At 67.9% G+C, this 15490-nt stretch carries 14 protein-coding genes and 1 tRNA gene; 7 read left to right on the forward strand and 8 right to left on the reverse strand.

Annotated elements, in window-relative coordinates; translation table 11 throughout:
• Positions 1-107: 107 nt before the first annotated feature.
• Entirely contained in the window at positions 108-1856 is a 1749-nt protein-coding gene (locus tag ASE96_RS12880; RefSeq protein ID WP_082492722.1) for a thiamine pyrophosphate-binding protein, read from the reverse strand.
• 141 nt (positions 1857-1997) lie between these two features.
• Between ASE96_RS12880 and ASE96_RS12885 the strand changes: the two genes are divergently transcribed.
• Positions 1998-2447, forward strand: a complete 450-nt coding sequence (locus ASE96_RS12885) for an acyl-CoA thioesterase (RefSeq protein WP_056430903.1) — start codon at positions 1998-2000, stop codon at positions 2445-2447.
• Between the two features lie 75 nt (positions 2448-2522).
• Here the strand turns inward: ASE96_RS12885 and ASE96_RS12890 are convergent, their stop codons facing one another.
• From ASE96_RS12890 to ASE96_RS12910, 5 genes are all read right to left on the reverse strand, one after another.
• Positions 2523-4904 (reverse strand): bifunctional salicylyl-CoA 5-hydroxylase/oxidoreductase, encoded by a 2382-nt coding sequence (locus ASE96_RS12890; protein WP_056430906.1) that lies wholly within the window; start codon positions 4902-4904, stop codon positions 2523-2525.
• A gap of 10 nt (positions 4905-4914) precedes the next feature.
• A complete protein-coding gene (locus tag ASE96_RS12895) occupies positions 4915-6564 on the reverse strand; it encodes an AMP-binding protein (protein ID WP_056430909.1) in 1650 nt (549 codons plus the stop codon).
• An 85-nt stretch (positions 6565-6649) separates the two neighbouring features.
• Positions 6650-7522, reverse strand: coding sequence for an acyl-CoA thioesterase (locus ASE96_RS12900; protein ID WP_056430912.1), 873 nt, complete (start codon positions 7520-7522; stop codon positions 6650-6652).
• Positions 7519-7956 (reverse strand): cupin domain-containing protein, encoded by a 438-nt coding sequence (locus tag ASE96_RS12905; protein ID WP_056430914.1) that lies wholly within the window; start codon positions 7954-7956, stop codon positions 7519-7521. Before ASE96_RS12905 ends, ASE96_RS12900 begins: the two co-directional genes overlap by 4 nt.
• Before the next feature lie 46 nt (positions 7957-8002).
• Positions 8003-8875, reverse strand: coding sequence for a fumarylacetoacetate hydrolase family protein (locus ASE96_RS12910; RefSeq protein WP_056430917.1), 873 nt, complete (start codon positions 8873-8875; stop codon positions 8003-8005).
• Positions 8876-9104: 229 nt separating this feature from the next.
• Here ASE96_RS12910 and ASE96_RS12915 point away from each other — a divergent pair, with 229 nt between their 5' ends.
• Entirely contained in the window at positions 9105-9506 is a 402-nt protein-coding gene (locus ASE96_RS12915; RefSeq protein ID WP_056430920.1) for a RidA family protein, read from the forward strand.
• 15 nt (positions 9507-9521) lie between these two features.
• On the opposite strand, the gene ASE96_RS12920 is transcribed toward ASE96_RS12915, so the two are convergent.
• Complete coding sequence (locus ASE96_RS12920; protein WP_235500247.1) at positions 9522-10526, reverse strand: PaaX family transcriptional regulator; 1005 nt, start codon at positions 10524-10526, stop codon at positions 9522-9524.
• A gap of 326 nt (positions 10527-10852) precedes the next feature.
• Between ASE96_RS12920 and ASE96_RS12925 the strand changes: the two genes are divergently transcribed.
• From ASE96_RS12925 to ASE96_RS12930, 3 genes are all read left to right on the forward strand, one after another.
• Positions 10853-10926, forward strand: a tRNA-Gly gene (locus ASE96_RS12925).
• Between the two features lie 133 nt (positions 10927-11059).
• Entirely contained in the window at positions 11060-11209 is a 150-nt protein-coding gene (locus tag ASE96_RS19385) for a hypothetical protein (protein WP_200913051.1), read from the forward strand.
• 8 nt (positions 11210-11217) lie between these two features.
• On the forward strand, positions 11218-12366 hold the full coding sequence (locus ASE96_RS12930; protein WP_442853896.1) for a N(5)-(carboxyethyl)ornithine synthase: 1149 nt from the start codon (positions 11218-11220) through the stop codon (positions 12364-12366).
• A 127-nt stretch (positions 12367-12493) separates the two neighbouring features.
• Here the strand turns inward: ASE96_RS12930 and ASE96_RS12935 are convergent, their stop codons facing one another.
• Entirely contained in the window at positions 12494-13867 is a 1374-nt protein-coding gene (locus tag ASE96_RS12935) for an MFS transporter (protein WP_056430926.1), read from the reverse strand.
• A 139-nt stretch (positions 13868-14006) separates the two neighbouring features.
• Here ASE96_RS12935 and ASE96_RS12940 point away from each other — a divergent pair, with 139 nt between their 5' ends.
• Together ASE96_RS12940 and ASE96_RS12945 are read left to right on the forward strand one after the other, a co-directional pair.
• A complete protein-coding gene (locus tag ASE96_RS12940; protein ID WP_056430929.1) occupies positions 14007-14861 on the forward strand; it encodes a LysR substrate-binding domain-containing protein in 855 nt (284 codons plus the stop codon).
• 298 nt (positions 14862-15159) lie between these two features.
• Positions 15160-15456 carry a hypothetical protein gene (locus tag ASE96_RS12945; RefSeq protein WP_082492723.1) on the forward strand — a complete coding sequence of 99 codons (297 nt, stop codon included), beginning with the start codon at positions 15160-15162 and terminating at the stop codon, positions 15454-15456.
• Positions 15457-15490: the final 34 nt, after the last annotated feature.

Genomic DNA, 15490 nt, shown 5'->3' on the forward strand with positions numbered 1-15490 from the left:
TGTGTGGTAGCTCACATGCTGTGCCCACTGTGTCACGCTTTGATTCCGACAGTAAACAAATCAGCATATATCGTTTGTGTAACGATCGTCAGCCAGTAATGGGACCGTCAGTGGCCCTTGAACGCCTCGGCGAGCCACCAGGCGCCGCCGTCGGAGGCGATCTTGGCATCGATGACCAGCGGACGGGAGGGACGCGCTCCCACCCAGGCACGGACGTCCTCAAGATCGGCCACGCCGCGCACCGTCACGGCGTCCGCACCGAAGCCCCGGGCGATCGCGGCGATGTTCGTGTCCGGGAACGTGACAGTGCCGAGATCGACGGCGGAGCCGCCGTCGTGCGCGGCGCCGAAGTGGTGGACTTCCGCGCCGTAGCCGGCGTCGTTGTAGATGATGCAGACAAGTGGCAGGCCCAGCCGGACCGCGGTCTCCAGTTCGCTGATGCCCATCAGGAATCCGCCGTCCCCGGCGCCCAGCACCGGCAAGCGGTCCGGCCGGGCCAGCGCGGCCCCGATCGCTGTGGACAGCCCCAGCCCGATCGACTGGAAGGCCTGAGTGAAACAGAAGCCGAACTCATCCGGGACCTTCAGATAGGTGCTGGGATAGCCCATGAAGTTGCCGGAGTCGATCGAGACGATCCGTTCCGCAGGCAGGATCGCGTCCAGTTCGCGGCTCAGCACGCGGGGGTCGATCCGTCCACCGCCGGAGAGGTCCGGCGTTTCGACGTCGTTCCAGCGCGAGCGTTCCGCGATGGCCGCGGCGTTCCGCGGGGTGCGGTACCGCTCGGCCGGGTCGGGCTGCAGCGTCCGCAGCTCCGCGAGGACATCCGCGGCGGTCAGCGCGGCATCCCCGACCACCCCCAGGTCGACGTGCCGGTTGGCGCCGAGAGCGGAATCCTCGACGTCGACCTGCACCACGGCCGTCCCGTCCGAGATGAGGTGGCCGTGCCGCATGGTCCACATATTCAAGGCACAGCCCCAACCAACAATCAGGTCGGCGCCCTGGATCAGCTCGGCGCTGAGCGGTGAGGAGAATCCGCCGGAGATCCCGAGACTGAAGTCCTCGTCATGGAACAGCCCGTTGGCCACTGCGGACGTGGCCACCAGCGCACCGGCGTGGGCGGCCAGCTCCAGCAGTTCTTCCCGGGCCGTCCGCGCCCCGCGGCCCGCCACAAAGACCGGGCGTTCCGCGGCGTTGATCAGGTGCGCCAGGCGCCGGACGCTGGTGGCCGCGGGGCGGACCGGCTGGGCGTCGGCGACTGCTGCGGGGTGCGCGGCCAGCGCCTGCCCCGGTGCCGGTGCGGACTGGACGTCGAGGGGCAGGTTGAGCACCACGGTGCGGCGTTCGTTCCGCGCCGTGCGGAACGCCCGCAGGGTGTCCGCGACGGCGGTGGCCGGGGAGTGGATGCGCTCGCTCACGGCTCCGACGCTCCGGGCGAGGGCGTCCTGGTCGATTTTGAAGTTGGAACGGACCGCGGAGGCCTGGGTGTCGGCGGTCAGCACGATCAGCGGCGTGCGGCTCTTGGCGGCTTCCCCGATCCCGGTGACGGCGTTGCTCAGCCCGCAGCCCTGGTGGGTGCTGACCACCCCCACCCGGCCCGACATCCGGGCGTAGGCGTCGGCCATTGTGGCGGCGCCGCCTTCGTGCCGGGCTGCGGTGAACGGCACCCCGGCCTCGCGGAGGGCGTTGGTGACCTCGAAGTTGCCGCTGCCGACCACGCCAAAGACGTGCCCGACGCCGAGCCCCGCCAGGGTCCGGCCAACGAGCTGTGCGACGGTCCCGGCCACCTGCTGGACCGTGCCGGAGGACTCCCGGGGCGCCTCCACGGCGCCGGGGGAAACGTATGAAGCTACTACCATGGACTTACCTTCCATTGAGTAATGCACCGGTTGGGTACTGCACTGTTGACTGACTGCAAAGTTGCTGACGGCCCTGTTGCTGCTTGCCCTGTTGCTGACTGCTCTGTGCTGAATTGCTCTTCGAACTTCCAGGCGGCTTCCATGAACTCCACCCAGTCCCTCCCCCGCGCTGCTGCGACGGCAACCCTGGTCCGGACCATTGAATGGGTGGATACGGATGCCGCGGGGCACCAGCACAATTCGGCGGTGCTCCGCTTGGTCGAGGCCTGCGAGGCCAAGCTGTTCCGGGACCTGGAGCTGCCGGAGTATTTCCCGTTGGCGCCGCGGGTTCGCCACGAGCTCAACTACCGGGCGAAGTTGTACTTCGGCCAGCAGGTCACCACCACCGTAGTGGTGGAGAAAATCGGCCGCACGTCCATGACGTTCAGCTTTGAAGTGTGGGGCGAGGAGTTCCGGGGCGAACCCCGCGTCCTCGCCGCCCACGGATCGTTCGTCACGGCCCATGTGGCACAGGGCGGAACGGCGGCCACCCCGTGGCCGGCGGAATTTACGGCCAAAGTCACCGCCCGCGGGGGTTCCAGCCAGGACTGAGCCGCCGGGGACGCTGCCCGGCACCGCCCCGTTGAGGCGCCGGGCAGCGGTTCTCCAGCCGGTTCTCCCGGCCGCCTATACCGACGCCGGCACTTTCGCCGGCGTCCAGCGCAGGTGGGTGGGCAGCTCGGCGGTCTCCGGCTCCCGCACGAGCGCCAGCCGGGGCCGGACCGCGTCGGTGCGGGCCGCCGGCGGCTTCCGGCTGCCGGCCCGGAACTGCTGCGGCCAGTCGGCGCCGGGCCCGCGGTAGTCCTGCTCGATCGCCGCATGCAGGGTCCACTGCGGATCAAACAGGTGCGTGCGGCCAAGGGCGCAGAGGTCCGCGCGGCCCGCCAGCAGGATCGAGTTGACGTCGTCGTAGGAGGACACGGCCCCGACGGCGATCACCGCCACGCCTGCCTTGTGGGCCACCTCCTGCCGGATGCGGTCCGCGAACGGGGTCTGGTAGCTGCGGCCGTAGGCGGGTTTCTCCTCCTTGACCACCTGGCCGGAGGAGACGTCCACGCCGTCGGCGCCGTGCTCCACGAACGCCCGGGCGATCGCGACGGCGTCGTGCTCGTCGTTGCCGCCGGGGGCCCAGTCCGTCGCCGAAAGCCTGACGGTGAGCGGCTTGTCAGCGGGCCACGCGGCGCGGACGGCGTCGAACACCTCCAGCGGGTAACGCAGCCGGTTCTCGAGCGATCCGCCGTATTCGTCGCCGCGCCGGTTGGCCAGCGGCGAGAGGAATGAGGAGAGCAGGTAGCCGTGTGCGCAGTGCAGCTCCAGCAGGTCGAAACCCGCGGCGGCCGCACGCACGGTCGCGGCTACGAACTCGTCCCGGACCTGGTCCATTTCGGCGCGGCTGATTTCGCGCGGCGCCGGGCTGTCCGGGCCGTAGGGGACGGCCGAGGGGCCCACCGGCTCCCAGCCGCCCTCGGGGAGCGGCTCGTCGATGCCTTCCCACATGAGTTTGGTGGAGCCTTTCCGGCCGGAGTGCCCCAGCTGGGCGCCGATCGCCGCCGTCGAACGGCTGTGCACGAAGTCGACGATCTCTCGCCAGCTCTCCTGCTGGGCCTCGGTGTAGAGGCCGCTACAGCCCGGCGTGATGCGCCCGGTCTCCGATACGCAGACCATTTCGGTCATCACCAGGCCGGCGCCGCCAAGGGCCTTGCTCCCCAGGTGGACCAGGTGGAAGTTGCCCGGGACGCCGTCGGTGGCGGAGTACATGTCCATCGGTGAGACGACGATCCGGTTCTTCAGTTCCAGCCCGCCGATCCGGTACGGCTGGAACATGGCCGGGGCGCTGCCCACAATGCCCTGCGTGTGGGCGAATTCCTCATCCACCCGGGCGGCGAACTCGGGGTCGCGCAGTTTGAGGTTGTCGTACGTGATCCGGCGGCTCCGGGTGAGCAGGTTGAAGCAGAACTGCACCGGGTTCTGGTCCTTGTACATGCCGATGTTCTCGAACCATTCCAGCGACGCCTGCGCGGCGCGCTGGGTGGATTCGACCACCGGCCGGCGCTCCGTTTCGTACGCCTCCAGGGCGGCCTCAAGCTCGGAGTGCTCGTGTAGGCAGGCCGCCAGCGCGAGGGAGTCCTCCATGGCCAGCTTGGTGCCGGACCCGATGGAGAAGTGCGCCGTGTGGGCAGCGTCGCCGAGGAGCACGATGTTGCCGTGCCGCCAGGACTCGTTGCGGACCGTGGTGAAGTTGATCCACTTGGAGTTGTTGACCAGGACCTCGTGGCCCTCGAGCTCCTCGGCGAAAATTGTGCGGATGGCGTCCACGGCCGCCTCGTCGCTTTCTCCGGGCCGGAACGGCTGGTGCTCGGTAGCGTCGAAGCCGGCGTTGCGCCAGACGTCCTCGTGCATTTCGACGATGAAGGTGCTGCCCTCGTCCGAGTAAGGGTAGCCGTGGATCTGCATCACGCCGTGCTCGGTGTCCTTGACGAAGAACTTGAATGCCTCGAAGACGAGGTCGGTGCCGAGCCACATGTACTTGGACTTGCGGACGTCCAGGCTGGGCCGGAAGACCTCGGCGAAGCGGGAGCGGACGGCGGAGTTCAGGCCGTCCGCAGCGAGCACCAGGTCGTAGTCCCGGCTGAGTTCCTCGACGTCGGGCGCCAGCGTGCTGAACCGCAGGTCGACACCGAGTTCGGCGCAGCGCCGCTGCAGCAGCTCGAGCAGCTCCTTGCGGCTCATGGCGGCGAAGCCCTGGCCGCCGACGGTGTGCTGCTGGCCCTGGAAGTGGATGTCGATGTCGGTCCAGCGGGCGAAGCGCTCGGACATGTACTCGGCGATCACGGTGTCCGCGTTGCCGATTCCGCCGAGGGTCTCGTCGCTGAAGACGACGCCGAAGCCGAAGGTGTCGCTCGCGGCGTTGCGTTCCCAGACCGTGACATCGTGGTTCGGGTCCAGCTGCTTCATGAGTGCGGCGAAGTACAGTCCGCCCGGACCGCCGCCGATGATTGCAATTTTCATGTGGTGCCTCTCAAACGTTCTGGTGTTCGGGGGCGGCGGTGTCAGCGGCCAGCTGTTCACGCAGCCGGAAGTGCTGGAGTTTGCCGCTGGGGTTGCGGGGCAGGCCGTCAACAAAGTTCACCTGGCGCGGGTACTTGTACGGGGCGATGGCCTGCTTGACGAAGTCCTGGATTTCCTTGCGCTTCGCGTCATCGGCCTCGACGCCCTCGCGCAGCACGATGAAGGCGCAGACTACGCTGCCGCGCTCCGGGTCGGGCCGGCCCACCACGGCGTTCTCCATCACGTCCGGGTGCTGGTCAATGGCCGCTTCGACCTCCGGGGCGCCGATGTTGTAGCCGGAGGACACGATCATGTTGTCGGAGCGTGCCTGGTAGTAGAAGTAGCCGTCGTCGTCCCGGCTGAAGGTGTCTCCGGTGACGTTCCAGCCGTTGACGACGTAGTCCTCCTGGCGGGAGTCGTTGAGATAGCGGCAGCCGGTGGGGCCGATGACTGCGAGGCGTCCGACGGCGTTCGGGCCGAGTTCCCGGCCGTCCTCGTCCAGGATGGTGGCCCGGTAACCGGGGACGGCCGTTCCGGTGGCACCGGCGCGGATATCGTCCCCTGCCGCGGAGATGAAGACGTGCAGCATTTCGGTGGCGCCGATGCCGTTGACCAGCTTCAGCCCGGTGCGTTCATGGACGGCGCGCCAGGTTTCGGCCGGCAGGTGCTCGCCGGCCGAGACGGCGGTGCGGAGGCTGGCGAGGAGCCCCTCGGCGCCTTCCTTGAGGATGGCCTTGTAGGCGGTCGGGGCGGTGAACAGGATGGTGGCCTGCGCCGCGTGCACGGCCTGCGCCAGCTCCAGCGGGGTGGCGCGTTCGGTCAGCAGCGCGGCGGCGCCGAAGCGCAGCGGGAAAACCACCAGGCCGCCCAGTCCGAAGGTGAAGGCCAGCGGCGGGGAGCCCGCGAAGACGTCGTCCGGCGTCGGCGCCAGGACGTGCCGGGCGAAGGTGTCCGCGTTGGCGAGGATGTCCCGGTGGAAGTGCATGGTGATCTTCGGCGTCCCGGTGGTGCCCGACGTCGGGCCCAGCAGCGCGACGTCGTCCGCCGCCGTCGCGACGTCGGTGAATTCGCCGCTCTTGGCGGCGCAGCGGGCGTCGAGGTCCGTGCCGGTGCTGCCCCCCATGGCCAGCACCGGCACGTCGTTTCCGGCGGCCTCGGCCAGATCATCGAGGAACCTGCTGTCGCACAGGGCGGCGGCCGGCCGGGTCAGTTCCAGCAGGGTCCGGATCTCGTTGCCGCGCAGGGCCGGCATGATGGTGACCGCCACCGCGCCGGCCTTGAGCACCCCGAGCCAGGCCGCGACGAGCCACGGGTTGTTCGGCGAGCGCAGCATGACGCGGTTCCCGGGGACGATCCCGAAGTCCTCGACAAGGACCTGGGCCACCTGGTTGGCGCGGCGCTGCAGTTCCCCGTAGCTCCAGGAACCGCCGTCGGGGGTGAGCAGGGCCGGGCGGTCGGCACCGAAACTGCGGACGGCGTCGTCAATCAGCGCGGTGGCGGCGTTGAGCTGCTGCGGGTACTGCAGTTCCGGGAGGGTGAACTCCAGCGCGGGCCACTGCTCCGCCGGGGGCAGATTGTCACGTGCAAAGGTGTCCCGGTGCGCCGAGGGCGTCAGTTCCATTGCAGACCTTTCATATCGTCATTGATAAGAGGGGAAGGGCTCATCGATTGCTCCGAACGGCCGTTTTGGCGGTCCGAAAGGGCAGCTACGGAGCAGTCGACATCCGGATCATGCCTTCCTGCACCACGGTGGCGAGGAGCCGGCCCTGCCGGTCGTAGAAGTGTCCTTGCGCCAGGCCGCGGCTGGCCTGGGCGGAAACGGCTTCCTGCACGTAGAGCAGCCAGTCGTCCACCCGGCCTTCACGGTGGAACCACATGGCGTGGTCCAGGCTGGCCGTAACCAGGCCCGGGTCGCCCCAGGCGTAGCCGTGCACCCGGAGCACCGGTTCCAGGATGGTGTAGTCACAGACGTAGGCCAGGGCGGCTCGCTGCAGGTCCGGGTCATCCGGCAGCTGGTCGAACGCCTTCACCCAGACGGCCTGGTGCGGCACCTGCTCCCCCTCGACGCTGAGGTAGACGGCCCCCGGAACGTGCCGCATGTCGAAGCTGCGGCCGCCGGACCAGTAGGCCGCGGCGTCGCCTTCGACGCCGTCGAGCACGTCGGCCGAGGACGGCAGCGACTCCGGATCCGGGATCCCGGCCGGCATGGCACGGGCGAATTCCTCGCCTGCCTCCTCCGCGTGGAAGGAGGCCATGGCCACGTAGACGGTCCTGCCGCCCTGGTAGGCGCGGACCTGCCGAGTGGAGTAGCCACGTCCGTCGCGGAGGCGTTCCACCTCGTAGCGGACCTCCGCGCCGATATCCGCGGGCCGCATGAAGTAACTGTGCATCGAGTGCAGCGAGCGGTCGTCCCCCACCGAGCGCATCGCCGCGGCGGCGGCCTGGGCCACCATGTCCCCGCCGTACGCCTTGGGCCACGGCACGTACTGTGTGGTGGCGGTGTAGGCCTCGTCGAGGAAGTCCGGCTCCACCGGCGTCAGTTCGAGGGCGGACAGGAGGATTTCCGAAGTGGGATTCATACCCGGCGGTACCCTTCGAGGGTGGAGTCGTCGACGTCGTCGAGGTTCACCACGATGTTCTCCGGGGTGCGTGCGGTGAGCCAGACGAGTTCCTCAGTGACGCTCATGTTCGCTTCGACGTGCGGCATATACGGCGGGACGAAGACCCAGTCGCCCTCGGTCATGTCGATGAATTCCTTGTAGTCTTCGCCGAAGTAGATCCGGCCGTGGCCGCGGAGCACGTAACCGCCGGTCTCGGCTTCGCCGTGGTGGTGCGGGAAGGAGCGGTAGCCGGGTTCGTTGCTGACCTGGCCGTACCAAATCTTTGTAGCAGGAGTGTGCTGCGTGCTGACGCCGGAGATCCGGACGGCCCCGCCGGACTGGCCGGTGTCGCGGTGCTCGGCGCCCTTGCGGGTCACGACGGGGACAACATGTTCGGTGATCTGTTCTGTCATGGTGATACCTCTCTGTATGGCGGGTCTGTTTGGTGGCTTGCTGGGATTAGAGACGGACCGTGTTGGTGAGGGTGCCGATGCCCTCGACTTCGGTGGTGACGACGTCGCCGTCGTGCAGGAAGCGCGGCGGGTTGGCCCCCATGCCCACGCCGCCGGGGGTGCCGGTGAGGACCACGTCGCCGGGGCTCAGCCGGGTGAAGGTGGAGATGTAGGACAGTAGCGCGGCCGCGGTAAAGACGAGGGTCTTGGTGTTGCCGTTCTGGACCTCTTCGCCGTTGACCAGGCAGCGGACCCGGACGCCGGCTTCGGGGTCGCATTCGTCCGGGGTCACCAGCACGGGACCCAGCGGGGTGGTGCGGTCGAAGGCCTTGCCCTGGAACCACTGCAGGGTGCGGCTCTGCCAGTCGCGCAGGGAGATGTCGTTCGCCACGGTGTAGCCGGCGATCGCGGCGGCGGCCTCCTCCGGCGACGCATTCTTGAGCGGGGCTCCGACGACGACCGCCAGTTCGGCTTCCCAGTCAACCTTGGCGCCGTGCCCTGCGGCGTCGATGACCTCGCCGTCGCCGATCAGCGTGTCCGCGTACTTGGCGAACAGGGTGGGATATTCCGGCACCTCCCGGCCCATTTCCGCGATGTGGTCCGCGTAGTTCAGGCCGCAGCAGATGACCTTGGACGGGCGCGGCAGCACGGTGGCGAACCGGGCGTCATGTGCGGGAATGGAGCCGCCCGGGACGCCGTCGGAAGTTTCCGCGGCGGCAACGGCCGCAGCTGCCTGCTCCCGCCAGCCGGCGCTTCCCAGCAGTTCACTGAGGTCGCGTGCGGGCAGGAGCACAAAACGCTCCCCGGACTGGACGGCGGCGCGGGTGACGGGGCCACCGCTGGCGTCGCGGGCTGCCGTAATGACGGTCGCAAGGCGCATGATTCTTCACTTCCGGTTCGACGGCGGAACCGGCCCCATTGCCGATTCCGGTGACGTGCAAACTATGCCATCCCCCGAGAGGGTATGTCGACATTTTTACGGTCGTCACATATGCTCAAGTTAACACGGATTCACCAGTTTGGGTAGACCGGCAGATGTGCCGGATCCGCCCGTTCGCAGTTCCAACCCTTGGATTTCCACAGCACCGCCGACTCAATGAGGAGCCACCATGAACCACAAGGTCATCAACCCCGCAGCGCTGGCCAAGCCCTCCGGCTTCGCCCACGGCATCGCGGCCGGCAACACCGTGTACCTGGGCGGCCAGACGGCCATGGACAGCAACGGGGACATTGTTCCCGGCGGCATCGTGGAGCAGTTCCGCCAGTGTTTCTCCAACGTCCTCACCACCCTGGCCGAAGCCGGAGGCATGCCCTCTGACCTGGTCAACGTCACCATTTATCTCACCGACGTCGAGGACTACCAGAAAAACGGCCGCGAAATCGGACGGATCTGGCGCGAGATGGCAGGCACCGACTATCCCGCGATGGCCGGCGTCGGCGTGACGCGGCTATGGCAGGCCGAGGCGCTGATCGAGATCCAGGCCATCGCCGTCGTGTCTGGCCAGGGCTAAGCGGGAGCGTTAACGCTACGCAGTTCCGGAACTGCCCGTGGCCCCCAGCAGCCGCTCGGCATGCTGGCGGGCCGGGCCGTTCAGGAGACGGTGGAGTTCCGCGAAAATCCGCTCCGCGGTCAGCCCGTGCCAGCCCGGCGGCAGGAACTCCTCCGGAAGGCCCGGGTCCAGATACGGCAGCCGGCGCCACTGGGTGAGCAACTGGACGTAGTCCGCGAAGGCGGACCGGTCGGCGTCGGGCCCCGGCGCCGGTGCGCCCGGTGATTCCCAGCGGTCCAGCACGGGAGCGAAGCGTTCGATGAATTCCGCGTAGAGGGATTCCAAAGCCGGCAGGTCCCACCAGCGGGAAACCTTGTCCTTGACGTCCCCGGCGGTCAGGTGCTCGGCCTTGAAGAACTCCACGTATTCCGTCAGTCCTGCCCGCTCGAGCTGGTGGCTGATGTCCTCGTAGGTGTTGCCCGGGGCAATCCAGAGCCCGGGCGTCACGGAGCCGAAGCCCATCCGCGTCAGCGTGCTCCGCAGCTGGTGGCGGAGGTGGCGCTGGGATTCCGGGACGGAGAAGGCGATGAGGAGCCACCGGTCGGCCGCCGTCGCCCGACGCGGCGAAAAGATGCGGCGGTCGCCCTCCTGGAAGACATCCTCCAGGTTGGGGGCCAGCCGGTAGGCGGCCACGCCGCCCTGCCTCACACTTTCCAGCACTCCGCGGCGCTTGAGCCGGGACACGGAGGACCGCACTCCGGAAGACTCGACGCCGAGATCGTCCAGCATGGAAATCAGCGCCGAGACGGGCAGTGCGCCGCCGTTGGGCCGCCCGTAGAGGCCGTAGATCGTAACGATGAGCTGCTGGTGCCGAGGGGTCGGCCGGGGAACGGCGGATTCGCCTGCGGGGTCGGCGGCCAATCCGGCATCCGTTTCGGCGTCCAGCGGCAGCACGGGGTCGGCGTCCAGCGGCAGCACGGGGTCGGCGTCCAGCGGCAGCACGGGGTCGGCGTCCAGCGGCAGCGCGGGGTCTTTTACCACCGTCGGCCTTCCCTCGGGAGAACAGTCATGGATCTAGGCTATAGAGGTCCGGGCGCCGCGACGGCCATGACGCTCCGCTGGTGACGCATGCAGGGTCCGGCGAAGCCGCGGCCATCTCGTACGGTCAAGGCCCCGCTGCGGGCCACCCCGCCCGTTCGCCACATATGGCCGCTCAGCCGGGCGGCTTAACGGCCATATGTGGCAAACCGTGCAGTGCGCGGCCCACGATTTCCGCCGCGCGACCTGTTCGGAGAACGCCCGCGGCTGGGGTAAGGTAAATCTCGTTGTTCCAAGGGACCAGGCCCAGCATTCTGGCCAGTCCCACTGCGGCTGTAGCTCAATGGTAGAGCGCTAGCTTCCCAAGCTTGATACGCGGGTTCGATTCCCGTCAGCCGCTCCAACTCCCCTGCAAAACCTCGCCGTGCAGATCCCACCCTGCAGAACGCCGTCCGGCGGACGTCCCAGAAGCCGTTAGGTCGCTACCTGTATCGTTCGAAGTCAGGAACCTCTTCGGTTCCGCTACAGGAGCGATCATGGCTGACAAGTCCCCCCGTCAAGCAGCATCCAAGAAATCCGGCAAGTCCATCAAGGAAAAGCGCGCCGATAAGAGGAGCGCCGCAGCGCCGCCCAGCTCCCTGGAAAAGGCCACCAGCTCCAAGCCTGCGAGTCCCAAAAAGAAGTGAGCGGCACCTTGAACCTTCTCACCCTGGGAGTCCTTGCCAGCACGCGGAAGCCTGACGAGCGGCGCCTCCCGATCCACCCCCTCCACCTTGACCGCATCGCCCCGGAACTCCGGCAGCAGATGCTCCTGGAGGAGGGCTACGGCGAGCGTTTCGGCGTCTCGGACGCCCAACTGGCACCGCTCGTGGCGCGCATCGTCCCCCGCACGCAGCTGCTGGCCGAGGCCGACGTCGTTCTCCTGCCCAAACCGCAACCCGAAGACCTCGCCGAACTGCGGGACGGGCAGGTCCTCTGGGGCTGGCCGCACTGCGTCCAGGACCGGGCCATCACCCAGCTGGCGATCGACAAGAAGCTCACCCTCATCGCCTTCGAAGCGATGAACCACTGGGCCAGCGACGGCGGCTTCGGCCTGCACGTGTTCCACAAGAACAACGAGCTGGCCGGCTACTGCTCGGTCCTGCACGCCCTGGCGTTGACCGGTTCCACTGGCGACTACGGCCGGCGCCTGAGCGCCGTCGTGATCGGCTTCGGGGCAACTGCCCGCGGCGCGGTGACCGCGCTCAACGCCCACGGCATCCACGACGTCCAGGTGCTGACCAACCGCGGCGTCGCCGCGGTGGGCTCCCCCATCCACTCGGTACGCATCGCGCAGTTCGACCACGCCGACAAAGCGCCGTTCCTCAGCGAGGTCATCACCGAGCGCGGCCGTGTGCCGCTCGCGCCGTTCCTCGCCGAGCGCGACATCGTGGTCAATTGCACCCTGCAGGACCCGAACGCGCCGCTGACGTACCTGCGCACCGAGGACCTGGACGCGTTCCGTCCCGGCAGCCTGATTGTGGATGTCTCCTGCGACGAGGGCATGGGCTTCAGCTGGGCGAAAACCACCACGTTCGCGGAGCCGATGTTCAAGGTCGGGGACCACATCGATTACTACGCAGTGGACCACAGCCCGTCCTACCTGTGGAACTCGTCCAGCTGGGAGATCAGCGAAGCGCTGCTGCCGTTCCTGGAAACCGTAATCACCGGCCCCAAGGCCTGGACCGCGAACGAGACCGTCCGCCGCGCGATCGAAATCCGCGACGGCGTGGTCCTCAACCCGGATGTGCTGCAGTTCCAGCAGCGGGGAGCGGAGTACCCGCACCTGACGCTGACGGACTAACGCCCGGTTTCCGGGTTGCGGCACCTCTTTGGGTTTTCCGCGACGAATGAGGACAGCCGCGGCGTGGATCCACGCAGCGGCTGTCCTATTTCGCTGCAGAATTCGGTGCGGAAACCGGCGCCGAAGGCTATGGCGTGGCAGCCGCCCCCGGCCGGCCCTGGTTCCGGACAATCTTCAGCAGCCTGCGCCGGTCTTTCAGGTCCACCTTGAGCATCAGCTGGTCCTTGCGTGCCAGCACGACGGCGACCGTCGCCGCTGCAAGCGCCGGCACCCCGCCGGAGACCAGGATGGCCGTGTGCGGATCAACGTGCTCGGCCAGCCAGCCGATCATCGGGCCGCCGATGGCCTGCCCGCCGATCAGCACCATGATGTACAGGCTCATCACGCGTCCGCGGATGGCCATGTTGGAGCTGATCTGCACCAGCTGGTTGGCCGCGGTCAGGAACATGAGGCACCAGAACCCGGCCAGCACCATCGCCACCCCGAACCACAGCATGGAGTGCGCCAGCGAGGCCAGGCACAGCATGAGCCCGTACATGCCGGCCCCCAGCATCACCGAGCGCAAGCGCAGTTCGCGCCGTCGGGCGGACGTGATCGCCCCGGCCAGCGCCCCGAGGGCCACGAGGGCGTTCAGCAGGCCGTAGCCGCCGGCGCCGGCGTCGTACACGCGGTCCGCGAAGGCGGCCAGCAGCACCGGCAGGCTCATCGCGAACACCGCGACAAACCCGGCCATCAGCCAGGGCCAGTAGATGGTGGGCTTGCTCAGGGCGTAATTCAGCCCTTCCCGCAGCATGCCCTTGCGTTTGGGCGCCGGGGCGCTGATATGCAGCTGGTCCTTCCGCAGCGTGAGCAGCATCGCGACGGTGGAGCAGCAGGCGACGGCGTTGGCTGCGAATGCCCAGCCGGCGCCCACAGCCGTGAGCAGCAGCCCGGCGAGCGCCGGACCGATCAGGCCGCCAAGCTGGAACGTTGTGGAGTTCACGCTGATGGCGTTCCGGAGGTAGGCCGGCCCCACGAGCTCGTTGACGAAGACCTGGCGGGCGGGCTGGTCCAGCACCGTGACCAGGCCCAGGGCCAGGGCGATCACGTAGACGTGCCAGACCTCGATCCGCTGGGTGAGCGCCAGCACCGCGAGGATGGCCGCCAGCACCGCGGCCGCTGACTGGCACAGCAGCAGGATCTTGCGCTTCGCAAAACGGTCCGCCATCATGCCTCCCCACGGGCCAAGGATCAGCGAGGGTAGGAACTGCAGTGCCACCGTAATCCCGACGGCGGTGACGGAACCGGAGAGCTGGAGCACCAGCCAGTCCTGGGCAATCCGCTGCATCCAGAGGGCGATGACGGCAATGAAGTGCCCGATCGCGAAGATTCGGAAATTGCGGACTTTCAGCGAAATGAAGGTGTGCCGCCACGGCAGCGGCTCATTAACGACGGCGAGTGGGGCGGTGCTGGTGTCCGGCAACGCAATGACGTTGGCCTCTAAGGGCGGAGGGGGTGCCACGGGAAAGTCCTCAAGGGGGCGGGTGAGTGGGATGCCTTAACGCTAGGCTGGCCGCAGCGGATTATGGAAGATTATTCACCGCATAACTAGCATTACGGAACGCAATGCGGCGAGAGTTCGCCGCAGGTCAGGAGCCCGCATGTTCGAACCGGCACAGCTGCGATCCTTCCTGGCAGTGGCCGAAACGCTGAGCTTCACCAAGGCCGCCGAACGCCTTGGCCTCGCGCAGCCGACGGTCAGCCAGCATGTGCGCAAGCTCGAGACCGCCGCGAAGCGGGTCCTGGTGGCCCGGGACACCCGGGATGTGCGCCTGACCGACAACGGGGACGCCATGGCCGGCTTCGCCCGCAGCATCCTGTCCGCCCACGATGCCGCCTCCCGCTACTTCTCCGGATCAGCCATGCGCGGCCGGTTGCGCTTCGGCACGGCGGACGACCTTGCTATCACGGGCCTGCCGAGGATCCTGCGGGAGTTCCGGCAGGTCTACCCGCAGATCAACCTGGAACTGACCGTGGGCCAGAGCGACCAGCTCTACAAGCGGCTCAACGCCGGCCAGCTGGACCTCGTTTTCGTCAAGTGGGTGGCCGGGGCCAAAGACGGCACGGTGGTGCAGCAGGACTCCTTCGCCTGGGTGGGCCTGGAGCAGACCTCGCTGGACCCGGCCGAGCCCGTGCCGCTGATTGCCTACCCCTCCCCCAGCCTGAGCCGGAAGCTGGCCATCGACGCCCTCGAATCCGCTGGCCGGACCTGGCGCATCACCTGCACCACGCGGCAGATCAGCGGCGTGCTGGCCGCGGTCCGGGCCGGCATCGGAGTGGCGGTTATGCCGTCCTCACTGGTGCCGGAGGACCTGAAGATCATCACCCGGCGTTTCGAGCTGCCACCGGTGGGCGACGTCGATTTCACCCTGATCCGCAACCCGCTGGCCAATACCGAGGTGATCGAGGCCCTGACCCAGACGATCGCGGGCCGGACCCTCAAACGCCCCGCGTGAAGGGCCGGCGGACGTCGCTTCAGCGGGACGGCGGTCCCCCGGGACCTGCGTACCCGGCGATGTACCTACTCGGATTGCGTACTTACGCATACCATTGATCCACTCGGATTCCTGACATATCCTTGAGGGTGTTGAAGGTCAAGCAGAGGCCTATGACAACGATTCGAGTAACGGACGCTGTCCTGTGTGTCTGCCGTGCGGCGGCCCTCCGGAAGGCGTTCGGGATAGGCCGACAATGACGCCAGCCATAAACCGACCCCACACTCCCCCAACATCGACAGCCCGCAGCCTTAAGCCCGTGGGCACGTTCACCCAGGCCGTACACCGCGGCACTGCCGCCAAACACCCCAGCCTCGGACGCCTTGACCCGCATCCCACCACCCTGGTTGAGGCCGAGTATGTCGGCAGCCCGTATTGCGAGCGCTGCGGGACCGACGAGTTCATCTACCTTGAGACTTTTGTCCCTGCGACCCATCACAGGGACGGTTCCATCAACAAACTGGGCGAAGTCACGTACTTCTGCTCCGGTTGCGACGACTTCTCCGCGCACGCGGTGCCCGCCTCGTGGGTTCCGCCCGGCTGGTATTTCGGCTGAGCCGCGGGCGGCGAGCTCCCGCAGGCGACGAGCT

This window comes from Arthrobacter sp. Leaf69, from assembly GCF_001422645.1.
Lineage (GTDB): Bacteria > Actinomycetota > Actinomycetes > Actinomycetales > Micrococcaceae > Arthrobacter.